We start from the raw sequence: 13514 nt of genomic DNA, 5'->3' as shown, positions 1-13514 counted from the left end.
TGTTTCTCCGACTCTCTGACCACGCTTTCGTAGACATACGGAAGCGGACCCCGAGATAGGATCTGACAAGTTGGGTGCTGCTGGGGCAGGACGCTCAGTTGCGCCGCTCGGCCTCGAGCAGGGTTACGACTCTACAGCGGGCTCCGGAGCGCGTGCAAATCCATTACGTGCTGCTCGACGGCAGCCAACCCGTACGTCTCATGCGGAACCGGCAGTTCATATGACATACGCTGCTGCACAGTGCGCCGCCAGGTACAGACAGTGGCGGCCATATGAATCTCCACCCCCTGGAGGGTTCCCATGACCACCGTGACGTCCCCTCTTGCAGGACGCGCCATCGGACTGGCCTCCGTGCCGGACCCCGTCTTCTCGGGAGCGATGGTCGGCCCCGGCACGGCGATCGACCCCGTGCGCGAGGCAGGGGAGGCGGTGGCCCCGCTGGACGGAGTCATCGTCTCGCTGCACCCGCACGCATTCGTCGTTGTCGATAGTGAGGGACACGGTGTGCTGACCCACCTCGGCATCGACACCGTGCAGCTGAACGGTGAGGGCTTCGAGTTGCTCGTCAACAAGGGCGACACCGTGCAGCGCGGCCAGGCCGTGGTTCGTTGGAACCCCGCCGGCGTCGAGGCGGCGGGCAAGTCCCCGGTCTGCCCCGTCGTGGCTCTTGAGGCCACGGCCGACTCCCTCTCCGATCTCCGAGAGGACGGCGAAGTGAAGGCCGGTGACACGCTCTTCGACTGGAAGTGACACCAGAGCCGTACCGGACCGCAAGTTCCACAACCACCGCGGCGGCGGGGCCCGCCGCACTATCGGAGACAGGTGAGATGGAGACAACGCTGCGAGGCGTCGGTGTGAGCCACGGTGTGGCGATCGGCGAGGTTCGGCACATGGGAACGGCGGTGCTTGAGCCGCCTGCCAAGCAGATTGCGGCAGAGGACGCGGAGCGTGAACAGGGGCGCGCCCGCAAGGCCGTTGACGCTGTGGCCGCCGATCTGATGGCGCGCGGCAATCTGGCCGGGGGCGAGGCCCAGGCAGTGCTGGAGGCCCAGGCCCTGATGGCCCAGGACCCCGAGCTGATGGCGGACGTGGAGCGACGGATCGCCGTGGGGAGCACGGCGGAGCGTGCGGTCTATGACGCGTTCGCCGCGTACCGCGCTCTGCTGGCGGGAGCCGGCGAGTACCTCGCGGGTCGCGTGGCCGACCTCGACGACGTGCGGAATCGTATCGTCGCCCGGCTGCTCGGGGTTCCGATGCCGGGTGTGCCGGACAGCGACGAACCTTACGTCCTCATCGCTCGCGATCTGGCGCCTGCGGACACGGCGCTGCTCGACCCGACGCTCGTCCTCGGTTTCGTCACCGAGGAAGGCGGGCCGACCAGTCACAGCGCGATTCTTGCGCGGGCGCTCGGGGTGCCGGCAGTGGTCGCGCTGCCGGGGGCGGGGGAGCTTGCAGAGGGCACGATGATCGCCGTGGACGGCAGCACCGGTGAGATCTTCGTGAACCCGAGTGCCGAGAAGAAGGCCGAGCTGGAGGCCGCCGCCGCGGCGCGGAAGGCCACGCTGGCCGCATCGAGCGGGCCGGGGGCGACCTCGGACGGCCACAAGGTTCCGCTGCTGGCCAATGTGGGCGGACCCGCTGACGTGCCGGCGGCGGTGGAGGCCGGGGCCGAGGGTGTCGGTCTGTTCCGTACCGAGTTCCTCTTCCTCGACGACAGTAAGACGGCGCCCTCCGAGGACAAGCAGGTCGAGGCGTACCGGCAGGTGCTGGAGGCGTTCCCCGAGGGGCGTGTGGTCGTGCGGGTGCTCGACGCCGGCGCCGACAAGCCGCTGGACTTTCTGACGCCGGCCGACGAGCCGAACCCCGCGCTCGGTGTGCGAGGGCTGCGGACGCTGCTCGACCACCCCGACGTGCTGCGGACGCAACTGACGGCGCTCGCGAAGGCTGCTGAGGGCCTGCCCGTCTACCTTGAGGTCATGGCGCCGATGGTCGCGGACCGCACGGACGCGAAGGCGTTCGCCGACGCGTGTCGTGAGGCGGGGCTGCGAGCCAAGTTCGGAGCCATGGTGGAGATCCCGTCGGCGGCGCTGCGGGCGCGGTCGATCCTGCAGGAGGTCGAGTTCCTGTCGCTGGGGACGAACGACCTCGCGCAGTACACCTTCGCGGCCGACCGGCAGGTGGGCGCGGTGTCCCGGCTGCAGGATCCGTGGCAGCCCGCGCTGCTCGACCTGGTCGCGCTGTCCGCCGAGGCGGCGAAGGCCGAGGGCAAGAGCTGTGGTGTGTGTGGTGAGGCGGCTTCGGATCCGCTGCTCGCGTGTGTGTTGACGGGTCTCGGGGTCACCTCCCTCTCCATGGGTGCGGCATCGATTCCGTATGTGCGCGGCACGCTGGCGAAGTACACGCTGGCGCAGTGCGAGCGTGCCGCGGCTGCCGCGCGTGCGGCTGACACGGCCGAGGATGCGCGCAGCGCGGCGCAGGCGGTGCTGTCGGGCGAGTAGCGTCGCGACGGTCGGTCGGGATTCGAGGGGCGCACCACCTGCGGGTGGGGCGCCCCTCGCCCGTTCAGTGGGTGTGTCCGTCCGTGGCGGTGCTCCCCTGGCCCAGGTCGTCTCCGAGGTCGGGCGGGGTGCGGTAGTCGACGTCTGATTCCGGTGAGACTAGGTCTCCGGACTCGATGTCGGTGCAGTAGGCGTCGAAGACCTCTCCCGCGGTGAGGGGTTCGAGGCCTTCGCCGCGTAGGTGCCAGCCGTAGACCTGGTCTGTGGTGTCCGGGGCGGTGGTGCGCATGACGAGTCCGCCGGGGCTTCGGGTGGCGATCCCGAGGGCCAGGACGGTGGCGAATTCCAGGGCTTCGGACTCGTCCAGCTGTGTGGCTCCTTCGGCGTCCTGGTCGGCGTGGAGGACGGCGACGAGTGCTTGGGGTTTCGCGGTGACGCTGCAGACGAGGTGGCGCTCGCCGGGGCCCGCGGTGTCGAGGATGCGGGTGAGCAGTTGCATGGCGCGGGCGAAGGCCGCGCGACCGATGTCCTCGCCGCAGGAGGCGCAGTCTCCGATCTGGGCGAGGAGTGTGGTGGCGTATTCCCAGGTGGCCAGGCGGACGGCTTCGTCGATCAGTTCGGGGACGAGTTCGGCGAGTGGCTGTCCGTCGTACGGGAGGCTGGCGCCCGTGGCCGCGAGTTCGGCCGTGAAGCGGGTTCGACTGGACGGGGTGTCCGGTTCCAGGCCGGTGTCGGCGCAGAACTCCGCGTACTCCTCCGGGTCGAAGAGGGCGACGGTCGTGTGGTTGCCCTGCGCGGCGAGGGTCCTGAGCAGGGATTCCACTTGTTGGAGGTAGGTCGGGTGGTCGTCGAAGGCGAAGCTGCGGTAGCGCCGCATCGCGGCGAAGTCGTGTGCGTCGGCCAACAGGCCGATGGTGCCCGCGATTTCGCGGCGCAGGACGCGTCGCATGCTCTGGTGGCTGGTGTGTGCCATGTTTCCCCCTGTGCGAGCAGTCGATCAATGCTCACTCACAGTAACGGCCGGCACTGACAGTGCCGGCCGGCCAGGGGTGATCAGCCTCGTTTGCGGGCCAGGTCCTCGTAGAAGCGCAGGAGATCGAGGTTGTCGATGGAGCCGGGGTTGACCGCCTTTTCCAGGGGGGTGCCCTGGAAAAGGCGCTTGACGGGGACCTCGATGCGTTTGCCGGTGAGGGTGTGCGGGACTCCGGGGACTTCGATGATCTCGTCGGGGATGTGGCGTGGGGAGAGCTGTTCTCGGATGGTCCGCTTGATGCGGTCGACGAGGGCCTCGTCGAGGGCCGCTCCGGGGGCGACTTGGACGAAGAGGGGCATCCAGTAGCCGCCGTCGGGCTGTTCGATGCCGACGACGAGGGACTCCTTGATCTCGGGGAGGCGTTCGACGGCTTCGTAGATATCGGCCGAACCCATGCGGACGCCCTGGCGGTTGAGCGTGGAGTCGGAGCGGCCGTGGATCACGACGGAGCCTCGGGAGGTGAGGGTGATCCAGTCGCCGTGGCGCCAGACGCCGGGGTAGGTGTCGAAGTAGCTGTCGTGGTAGCGGGTGCCGTCGGGGTCGTTCCAGAAGTGGATCGGCATGGACGGCATGGGGTTGGTGACGACGAGCTCCCCGACCTCGTCGATGAGGGGTTTGCCGCTGGGGTCCCAGGACTGGAGGTCGGTGCCGAGGCTTGGGGCCTGCAGTTCGCCGATGTGGACCGGGAGCGTGGGTACTGCTCCCGCGAAGCAGGAGCACACGTCGGTGCCTCCGCTGACGGAGGCGATCCAGAGGTCCTCACGGACCTCGTCGTGGAGCCAGCGGAAGCCGTCGGGCGGGAGTGGGGAGCCGGTGGTGCCGACGCACTGGACACGGGAGAGGTCGTAGTCGCGGCCCGGGTGGATGCCGGCCTTGCGGCAGGCCATGACGTACGCGGCGGAGGTGCCGAAGAGGGTCGCGCCGGTGCGGTCGGCGACGTGCCACTGGGCGCCGATGTCGGGGTGTCCGGGGCTGCCGTCGTACAGGACGATCGTGGTGCCGGTCAGGAGGCCGGAGACGAGGAAGTTCCACATCATCCAGCCGGTGGACGTGTACCAGAAGAAACGGTCCTCTGGGCCGAGGTCGCAGTGCAGGCCGAGTTGTTTGAGGTGCTCGACCAGGATGCCGCCCTGGGACTGGACGATCGCCTTGGGGAGGCCGGTCGTGCCGGAGGAGTAGAGCACCCAGAGGGGGTGGTCGAACGGGACCTGGTCGAAGGTCGGTGCCACCTCCGCGGAGGTCAGGGCTGACCATTCCAGGGCGCCCTGTGGAGCCTCGGTGCCGAGGAGGGGGATGTGGACGACGGCCCGCAGGGTGGGCAGTTCGCGGCGGAGTTCGGCGACGGTGTCGCGGCGGTCGTGTTCCTTGCCGCCGTAGCGGTAGCCGTCGACGGTGAACAGGACCACCGGTTCGACCTGTTGGAAGCGGTCGAGGACGCTGCGGGCGCCGAAGTCCGGGGCGCAGGAGGTCCAGACGCCGCCCACGGCAGCCGTGGCGAGGAGGGCGACGACGGCCTCGGGGACGTTCGGAAGGTAGCCGCTGACGCGGTCTCCGGGGCGTACGCCGAGGGCGCGCAGTTCGGCGGCGAGGGAGCCGACCTGGCGGCGTAGCTCGGACCAGGTCACCGGGCGCGGTTCGTGGGTCTCGTCGACGTGGAGCAGGGCCGGTTCGTCGGCGCGGGTGTCGGCCGCGCGGAGGGCGTGTTCGGCGTAGTTGAGGGTCGCTCCGGGGAACCACTCGGCGCCGGGCATGGTGCGATCGCCGAGCACGCGCGCGTAGGGGGTGGAGAACCGTACGTGGAACCAGTCGGTGACCGCCCTCCAGAACGTCTCCAGTTCGTCGACGGACCAGCGGTGCAGGGCCGGGTATCCGCCCTCGGCGGGCGCTCCGTGGTGCTCGGCGGCCCAGGACTGGAACTCGGTGATCCTGGCTCGGGCGATGCGGGCTGTGTCGGGCTGCCAGAGTGGGGAGGGGTTCGCTGAGGTCATGGGGCGGCTCCCGGACGGTCGCGTCGTCTGCGGCTGGCGTGCACGGGCAGGGGTGTGCGCGTGACGCGGCTGACACGGACGATGCCATGTGATCGACTTCTGCACCAGGGTTCGCCGCAGATGGTCGGCGACGTGAAGATGTGGCGCTACCGCGGGTGAACGGAAGTTGAACGGCTCACACGAATCGGCCGGTCAATGGCAGGGTGAGCTGCATGGACGGTCGTGACCTGGTGCGTTCGGTGAAGGCGATCGGTTCGGCGGGGGCGGCTCAGGGGCTGCGCACCGTGCGGGCCGCATGGCGGAGGAGGCGTGCCGACGCCGTCGGGTTGCCTGCGCGGGGTGCCGAGCGGGCCCGGGTGCCCGGGCCGGTGCTGGAGGTGGAGCCGGGGCCCGGCGGCGGGATCGTCCGGTTCAGCCGGTCCGAGCTGAGGGTCACCGTCGATGCGAACGGGGCCGTCTTCTGGGGCTGGGACGGGGCGGGGCCTGAGCCGTCGTACGCGCTCGCGGGCCGGTGCCCGGAGCCGGATCCGCGGGCGGTGCTGGAGCCGGACAAGGACGGCGGCTGGCGGGTGGTGGCCGAGCGGGTGACGGTCATGGTGTCACGGCACGGTGGCGTCGAGGTGCGTACGCCCGGCGGAGTGACGCTGCGGCGTGATCTGCCGCCCCGCTGGTGGGAGCCGGTCGGTGGCGGTGAGGCGCGGTGGACGCAGCGCTCGGAGGTGGCCGCCGACGCGCGGTTCTTCGGTCTGGGAGGGCGTGCGGGCGGGCCCCGGCTGCGCGGCGGAACGTATCGGCTCTGGAACACGGATCCCGGTCATGCGTTCGCGCCGGGCGACGATCCGTTGTACATCACCATGCCGGTGCAGATGGTGGTGGCCGACGCGGCCACGCACCTGGTGTTCCACGACACGACGTGGGACGGCACGGTGACGCTGCGGGAGGGCGAGGAGGGCGCGGGGTCGGGGCACGACCGGGCCGGGACGTCCGAGCTGCGGATGGACGGCGGCCCGCTGCGCTGTTGGGTGATGGTGGGCACCCCCGCGCGCGTGCTGCACGCCTGGGCGGCGCTCACCGGGGCTCCTGCCCTGCCGCCGGCGTGGGCGCTCGGGCATCATCACGCGCGGTGGGGCTTCGGGAGCGAGCAGGAGGTGCGGCGGATCGTCGCCGGCTACGGGGAGCACGGTCTGCCGCTCGACGCGGTCCACCTGGACATCGACCACTATGACGCCCATCAGGTGTTCACGGTCGATCCGGAGAACTTCCCGAAGTTGCCGGACCTCGCCGACGAGCTGCGCCGCGACGGGATCCGGCTGGTGTCGATCGTCGACGCGGCGGTCAAGGCGCTGCCGGGCAACGCGGTGTACGACAGTGGGACGGCCGAGGACGCGTTCGTACGAGACTCCGCCGGGCGGTTCGTGGAGGGTCTGGTGTGGCCCGGGGAGTCGGTCTTTCCGGACTTCACGCGTGCGCGTACACGCGCGTGGTGGGGCGGTCTCTACGAGGAGCGGCTGGCGCAGGGCTTCGCCGGGTTCTGGCACGACATGAACGAGCCGACTTCGTTCACGGCGTTCGGGGAGAACACGCTGCCCCGGTCGGTCCGGCACGATCTGGAGGGCCGGGGCGGTGATCATCGCGAGGCGCACAACGTGTTCGCGCTGTGTATGGCCCGGGCCGGGTACGAGGGCCTGCGCGAACTGGCGCCTCAGGAGCGGCCCTTCGTCTTCTCGCGCTCCGGGTGGGCCGGGATGCAGCGCTACGGCGGAACGTGGTCCGGGGACGTGGCGACGGGCTGGCCCGGGCTGCGGGCGTCGCTGTCGCTGGTGCTGGGGCTCGGGTTGTGCGGGGTGCCGTACTCGGGTCCGGACGTGGGCGGTTTCGACGGGAGTCCGTCGGCTGAACTGTATGTGCGGTGGTTCCAGCTCGGTGCCTATATGCCGTTGTTCCGTACCCATGCGAGTCTGCGGGCGGGGCGCAGGGAGCCGTGGGAGTTCGGGGACGAGGTCGTCGGGCACGCGCGCGTGGCGCTCGTCGAGCGGCGGCGGTTGCTGCCGTACTTCGTGACGCTGGCGCATCTGGCGGGTCGTACGGGAGCGCCATATGTGCGTCCGCTGTGGTGGGGTGCGCCCGAGGACCGGACGCTGCGCGACTGTGAGGACGCCTTTTTGCTGGGTGACTGTCTGTTGGTGGCGCCGGTGCTCGATCCGGGCGTGGACCGGCGTGCGGTGCAGCTGCCTCGGGGGCGCTGGTACGACACGGTGACGGGACAGGCGTACGAGGGGCCGGGGCAGGTGTTGCTGGAGGCTCCCTTGTCGCGCGTCCCGGTGCTCGCGCGCGCGGGTGCCGTGTTGCCGGTCCGGGGCACCGACGGCGGCCTGGAGCTGGAGGTGTGGGCGCCCGCGCGCGGGCGGACGGGGGGCGGGCTAGTGGTGCCGGACGCGGGGGACGGCTGGGACGAGCCGGAGGTCGAGCGGTACACGACGCGCTGGGAGGGGCGGCGTGTGGTCGTGGAGCTGGAGGGGGACGAGGGTCCGGTCGAGCCTCCGTATCCCGTGCGGGTACGGGGACTCGACCAGGAGTGAGGCCGGGTTCGGCTCAGATGTAGCGGCCGTCGAAGAAGCCCTGTACGGCCAGGGTGTGCAGGGGGAAGGCGAGTTCGGTGGGTCTGCGCAGCAGGTGCCAGCCCTCCGTCTCGTCCGTGGCGGCGGGCGGCGGCAGATGGGCGGCCGGGCGCTCCGGGAGCAGCCCGAACAGGAGCAGGTGACCCGCGGGTGAGCTCATGGCGTCGGCGAGGCGTACGTCGCGGTCGGCCGCGCAGATGCCCGTCTCCTCCTTGAGCTCACGGACGACGGCGTGCCGCCAGTCCTCCCGGTGGTCGATGAACCCGCCCGGAAGGGCGGTACCCCCGCGCGCGGGAGCGATGGTCCGTGTGATGACGACGAGGGCGGTGCCCTTGGCGTCGTACACGGGCTGGAGGGCCACCGCCACGGGGAGCGGATTGCGATAGGCCACGATGTGGCAGGCCTCGCAGGTGCGGGGCCAGCCGGAAACGCCCTCTCCGTAGGGCGCTCCGCAACTCGAACAATGCGAATCGGGTGCGAAGTTGGCGGCTGGGTGTTGATTTGCGGACACGCGGCGGACTGTATCCGATCATCTGCTGGTCGTCCTGTCGGGGCGGCTCTGTGCGCCGATCCACCGCTCGCCCGGCATGGGTGAGGACCGGCCGGAACCACCCCCGTGGGCCCCGGCCGGTCCTCCCGATACTCCGACGCCGGGCGGGGCCTGTTGGTTCTCCCGGGATCTGCCCAATTCCAGTCGCGCGTGCCAGAATTCTGACGGTTCATCAGATCATTACACCGGGGAGGGGCTTTGACGCGAAGTCGTACACCTGTGGTCGCCGGCTGGTTCACCGGGGAGGGCGACGGGTTCCGGCTCCTCGGCACGCGCTGTTCGGCGTGTGCCTCGGTGTTCTTCCCGCGTGAGGACGCCTTCTGCCGCAACCCGGGCTGTCCGGGCGGTGAGCTGTGTGAGGTACCGCTGTCGCGGCGGGGCCGGGTGTGGTCGTACACCGACGGCCGGTACCGGCCTCCGTCACCCTATGTGACCGATCCGGAACTTCCGTGGGTGCCGTACGCGTTGATCGCTGTAGAACTGGCCGCGGAGCGCCTTGTGGTGCTGGGTCAGGCGGTTCCCGGGGTCAGCGTCGCCGATCTGGCGGTGGGGATGGAGGTGGAGGTCGTCCCCGGTGTGCTGAACGAGGACGCGGAGACGACCTGGACGACGTGGCACTGGCGGCCGACGGGGGTGGGGGCATGACGGGCGAGGTGGCGGTGCTGGGTGCGGGCATGCACCCGTGGGGCAAGTGGGGAAGGAGTTTCGTCGAGTACGGGGCGGTGGCCGCGCGCGCGGCGCTGGCCGACGCGGGGGTCGACTGGCGGGACATCGACTCGATCGTCGGCGCGGACACGGTGCGTGGCGGCTATCCGGGGTACGTGGCGGGGGCGACCTTCGCGAAGGCGCTGGGCTGGCAGGGGGCCCGGGTCACGAGTGTGTACGCGGCCTGCGCGTCCGGTGCACAGGCGGTGGGCGCCGCGCGGGCCCAGATCCTCGCCGGCCTCGCGGACGTCGTGCTCGTCGTGGGCGCGGACTCGGCCCCGAAGGGCTTCTTCCGCCCCGCGGGTGGTGATCGGGCTGACGATCCGGACTGGCTGCGGTTCCGGATCCTCGGGGCGACCAATCCGACGTACTTCGGGTTGTACGCGCGGCGGCGGATGGCGGTGCACGGGGACACGCCGGAGGATTTCGCGCGGGTCAAGGTGAAGAACTCCGCGCTGGGCGCGCTCAACCCGTACGCGCGCTACCGCAAGCGGGTCTCCGCCGAGGAGGTCGCGGCCTCGGCCGTGGTCGCCGATCCGCTGCGGCTGCTGGACATCTGTGCGACCTCGGACGGGGGTGCGGCGCTCGTGCTGGCCAGCATCGAGTTCGCGCGGCGGCACGGCGTGGCCGAGCCCGTGCGGATCCGGGCGGTGTCCACGGTGACGCCCCGCTATCCCGCCACGGTGCTGGATCTGCCGGACATCGCGACGGACTCGGCGGTCGCGGTGGCGCCGCCGGACGAGACGTTCCGGGCGTCGATCGCGCGGGCGGCGTACGAGGAGGCGGGCGTCGGACCCGAGGATCTCTCGCTGGCCGAGGTCTACGACCTGTCCACGGCCCTGGAGTTGCAGTGGTACGAGGATCTGGGGCTCTGCGGCGAGGGCGAGGCCGCGAAGCTGCTGCGGGACGGCGTGACGGCGCTGGGCGGGCGAATACCGGTGAATGTCAGCGGAGGGCTGGCCTCCTTCGGGGAGGCGGTCCCGGCGCAGGCGATCGCCCAGGTGTGCGAGTTGGTGCGGCAGTTGCGGGGTGAGGCGACCGACCGGCAGGTCGAGGGGGCGCGAGTGGGGATCAGCGCGAATCAGGGGCTCTTCGGTCACGGGTCCGCGGTGATCGCGGTCCGGTGATCTTCGGAGGCCTGTGCGCAGGCCGTGCGACGGCCCGGGAATGCTGGTCTCGGCGTTGGAGACACTCGCGCGTCCGGAGGCCGGTGACGCCCTGGCGGAGGCCCGCCGGGGCCCGCAACTCGACGGTCGGCCGGCCGCGTCGGCGATCCGGGGGCCGCTCGCAGGGAGACCTTGCTGCCGCTGCATGTGAACGTCTTCGCGGGGACGCCGGCCGACCTGGCGGGCTGGCCGCGCTGCGGGACGCCGTACGGGAGGTGGGGCGGCTGCCGTGGGAGATGACCGTCGACATCGTGCCGCCGTACACGCATGTGCCGCAGTGGCGCTCCTGGGTGCGGTCGCCGCGTTGCGGGGTGAGGGTTTTCGGATCTGCGCGGACGGGGTCGGTGACGGCGATGTGCCTTTGTGGTTGCTGGTGGACCTCGGGCCCGACCTGGTGAAGTTGGACGCTTCGCTGCTGAGGCGGCCGGCGGCGGTGCGGTCGATGCGGACGCTGTGCGATCAGGTGGGCTCGCTGTTGTCCGTCGAGGGTGTGAGGGTGTGGAGACGGAGGCGCAGTGTGCGGCCGCGGTGGTGGCGGCGCGCAGTTGGTGCAGGGCGAGCTGTTCGCGCCGCCCGCTCGGCTGCCCGCAGCGGAGGTGCACGTTCCGCCTCTCTCCCCCGCGGTCTCGGCGCCCGTCTCGGGGCCGTCCGTGCGGCAGTTCGTGCGGCCGGCCGCGCTGCTGCCCGTGACGGCTTCCGCGGGCGAGCCGCGGGCGCTGCTCACCGGGGCGCCCTCGATCTCCGGCGTGCTGCTCGTGGACGGCACCGGGAGGCCGGTGCGGTCGGTGCACCGGTCACGGTTCCTGCTGTCGTTGTCGGGGCGATACGGGCATGCGCTGTACGCCGACCGGCCGGCCGCCAGGCTCGGGGATCCGCCGCGTACGGTCGGGGTCGACGCCATGGCGTGGGAGGTGCTCGACGTGGTGTCGGCCGGGGACCCGGGACTGCGCCTCCGACGACGTCGCGGTGGTCGACCGGTTCGGGCGGTGCGTGGGCGTCGTACGGCTGACGGACCTTCTGCGGACCCTCGCGGAGAGCCGGGTCGAGGACCGCGGGGCTCAAGCCACTGACGCGGCTGCCCGGTTCGGAGGCGATCACCGGTGAGGTGGACCGGTGGATCACGGACGGCCGGGCGTTCGCGCTGAGTTGGCTGGATGTCGACCACTTCAAGCAGTCAACGACGGGGCGGGGTTCGCCGCCGGGGACGAGCTGATCCGGGCGGTGGGGCGGGCGTTGCGGCGCGCCGCGTCCGGTGCGACCCGGGTGGGACACATCGGCGGTGCCGACTTCCTGTTCCTCGCCGAACCGGACGGCCTCGATCCGCCGGCCGCGGCGATGCTCGACGCGCCGTGGGCCGTGCTCCTGTCGCCGGCCACGGTCGCGCGCCCGGCAGCGTCACGGATCATCGGCAGGCCGCCGCGTTCCTGTCGCCACTGAAGCAGGCGGCCAAGCGCTGGGCGGGGCCGGTTGGGTGCTCGGGCGGGCAGGGGCGCCGGGGAATGAGGTCCGACGGGGGCCGAGGCGTGGTGGCGGGGTACGGGCAGGGAGGCGCGAGCCGGGCCGGATGTGGACGCCGTCAGCGGGCCCTCCGACGCCGCTGTCGGCAGCGGGCTCTCCGGACGGCGGACCCGCCGCGCGCCGGGCGGCGCCCGACGACCCAGCCGGCAGCAAGCCCTCCCGCGCGCGGCGGCACCGGGTTCTGCCTCGCTCAAGGTCACCGGCCTATCCCCTCACCCGGCCGAAACCGGCTTGTCGGACCGTCGGCGCCCGGCGCGCACCGACCGCTCCACCCCGCCGCGGCGGCCCCACCGGCCCCTGTCCGGCGTCGCGCGGTCGGGTGCGCCCCGTAGCCACCCCCAACCGTTGCCGTCCTTGTTCTTGACGCCCCCAGGGTGCCGGTGAACACTTCCCGTGTCAGTCGGCATCGCCGCATTCGGGTGTCTTTGTACATTGCGCCGCTCGGGCTCCCCGCCTGCGTACCGGGCCATCCCCCACGGGCGATTCGGCTGCGACGGCACGCTCGTCACGGACGCCGGGCGGGGCGCGGGACCTTGCCTGCCTTCGGCTGAAGTAGCCATGGGAACGCACCCTGCACGGAAGGTCCGGGGTCGATCGCCCCGGGCCGGGGCCTAGGAGCCGCCATGAGCAACGGAGACATATTCGTCGGTGAAGTCATCGGTACGGCGATCCTGATTCTCTTCGGCGCCGGTGTGTGCGCCGCCGTCACCCTCAGATTCTCGAAAGCGAGGGCATCGGGCTGGATCGTCATCGCGTTCGGCTGGGGCTTCGCCGTACTGGCGGGTGCCTACACGGCCGCTCCCCTGTCGGGCGGGCACCTCAACCCGGCGGTGACCCTCGGGATCGCGGTCGACACGGAGACGTGGGACAAGGTCTGGGTGTATCTGCTGGGCCAGATGGTGGGCGCGATGCTCGGCGCGCTCCTCGCCTACCTCGTCTATCTCGCGCAGTTCCAGGCGAACGTCCGCGAGGAGGGCACCACGGAGGGTACGGCGGCCGAGCCGACGCCGACCCTCGGGATCTTCTCCACGATCCCCGAGATCCGGAACCCGGTCGCCAACCTGATCACGGAGATCGTCGCGACCATCGCCCTGGTACTGCCGATCCTCGCCTTCGGGCGGAACACGGGCATCGGCATCGGTCAGATCCCCGGTGAGGAGGCCGGGATCTACGGCTCCGGCATCTCGGTCCTGTTGGTGGCGTTCCTGGTCGTCGGCATCGGTCTCTCCCTCGGCGGGCCCACCGGCTACGCGATCAACCCGGCCCGGGACCTCGGCCCGCGCATCGTCCACACCTTCCTGCCCATCCCGAACAAGGGGACCTCCGACTGGGGTTACGCCTGGATCCCGGTCGTCGGCCCGCTCATCGGCGGAGTCCTCGCGGGCCTCATCTACCACGCAGCCTTCTGACGCAATCGACGTAAGACGTAAGGGGATGT

General features: G+C 71.2%; 9 protein-coding genes and 1 pseudogene. 7 read left to right on the top strand and 3 right to left on the bottom strand.

Going from position 1 to position 13514, the window contains the following annotated elements; translation table 11 throughout:
* The first annotated feature begins 300 nt into the window (after positions 1 to 300).
* Both I8N67_RS00960 and ptsP read left to right on the top strand, forming a co-directional pair.
* On the top strand, positions 301 to 750 hold the full coding sequence (locus I8N67_RS00960) for a PTS sugar transporter subunit IIA (RefSeq protein ID WP_200300605.1): 450 nt from the start codon (positions 301 to 303) through the stop codon (positions 748 to 750).
* 77 nt (positions 751 to 827) lie between these two features.
* The gene (ptsP, locus tag I8N67_RS00955) at positions 828 to 2498 is read left to right on the top strand and encodes a phosphoenolpyruvate--protein phosphotransferase (protein ID WP_200300619.1); all 1671 of its coding nucleotides are present in this window, start codon (positions 828 to 830) and stop codon (positions 2496 to 2498) included.
* 64 nt (positions 2499 to 2562) lie between these two features.
* Here ptsP and I8N67_RS00950 read toward each other — a convergent pair whose 3' ends face one another.
* Together I8N67_RS00950 and I8N67_RS00945 are read right to left on the bottom strand one after the other, a co-directional pair.
* A complete protein-coding gene (locus tag I8N67_RS00950) occupies positions 2563 to 3471 on the bottom strand; it encodes a DUF8829 domain-containing protein (RefSeq protein WP_200300604.1) in 909 nt (302 codons plus the stop codon).
* A gap of 80 nt (positions 3472 to 3551) precedes the next feature.
* Positions 3552 to 5519, bottom strand: coding sequence for an acetoacetate--CoA ligase (locus I8N67_RS00945; protein WP_200300603.1), 1968 nt, complete (start codon positions 5517 to 5519; stop codon positions 3552 to 3554).
* 212 nt (positions 5520 to 5731) lie between these two features.
* Here I8N67_RS00945 and I8N67_RS00940 point away from each other — a divergent pair, with 212 nt between their 5' ends.
* Positions 5732 to 8098 carry a glycoside hydrolase family 31 protein gene (locus I8N67_RS00940; RefSeq protein ID WP_200300602.1) on the top strand — a complete coding sequence of 789 codons (2367 nt, stop codon included), beginning with the start codon at positions 5732 to 5734 and terminating at the stop codon, positions 8096 to 8098.
* Positions 8099 to 8111: 13 nt separating this feature from the next.
* Here the strand turns inward: I8N67_RS00940 and I8N67_RS00935 are convergent, their stop codons facing one another.
* On the bottom strand, positions 8112 to 8648 hold the full coding sequence (locus I8N67_RS00935) for an NUDIX domain-containing protein (RefSeq protein ID WP_200300601.1): 537 nt from the start codon (positions 8646 to 8648) through the stop codon (positions 8112 to 8114).
* Positions 8649 to 8906: 258 nt separating this feature from the next.
* Here I8N67_RS00935 and I8N67_RS00930 point away from each other — a divergent pair, with 258 nt between their 5' ends.
* The 4 genes and pseudogenes from I8N67_RS00930 (at position 8907) to I8N67_RS00915 (ending at position 13485) form a co-directional block, all read left to right on the top strand.
* The gene (locus I8N67_RS00930) at positions 8907 to 9332 is read left to right on the top strand and encodes a Zn-ribbon domain-containing OB-fold protein (RefSeq protein ID WP_200300618.1); all 426 of its coding nucleotides are present in this window, start codon (positions 8907 to 8909) and stop codon (positions 9330 to 9332) included.
* Positions 9329 to 10519: a lipid-transfer protein gene (locus I8N67_RS00925; protein ID WP_200300600.1), complete on the top strand. Its 1191-nt coding sequence runs from the start codon at positions 9329 to 9331 to the stop codon at positions 10517 to 10519. The genes I8N67_RS00930 and I8N67_RS00925 overlap by 4 nt, the downstream gene beginning before the upstream one ends.
* A 46-nt stretch (positions 10520 to 10565) precedes the next feature.
* A pseudogene (locus I8N67_RS00920) lies at positions 10566 to 12083 on the top strand (EAL domain-containing protein); the annotation flags it as partial.
* Between the two features lie 616 nt (positions 12084 to 12699).
* Positions 12700 to 13485, top strand: coding sequence for an MIP/aquaporin family protein (locus I8N67_RS00915; RefSeq protein WP_200300599.1), 786 nt, complete (start codon positions 12700 to 12702; stop codon positions 13483 to 13485).
* The last annotated feature ends 29 nt before the right edge of the window (positions 13486 to 13514 follow it).

It is taken from the genome of Streptomyces adelaidensis, assembly GCF_016598475.1.
Taxonomy (GTDB): Bacteria; Actinomycetota; Actinomycetes; order Streptomycetales; family Streptomycetaceae; genus Streptomyces; species Streptomyces adelaidensis.
The sequence above is the reverse complement of the archived record's forward strand: the minus strand, read 5'-3'. Positions and strand labels throughout refer to the sequence as shown.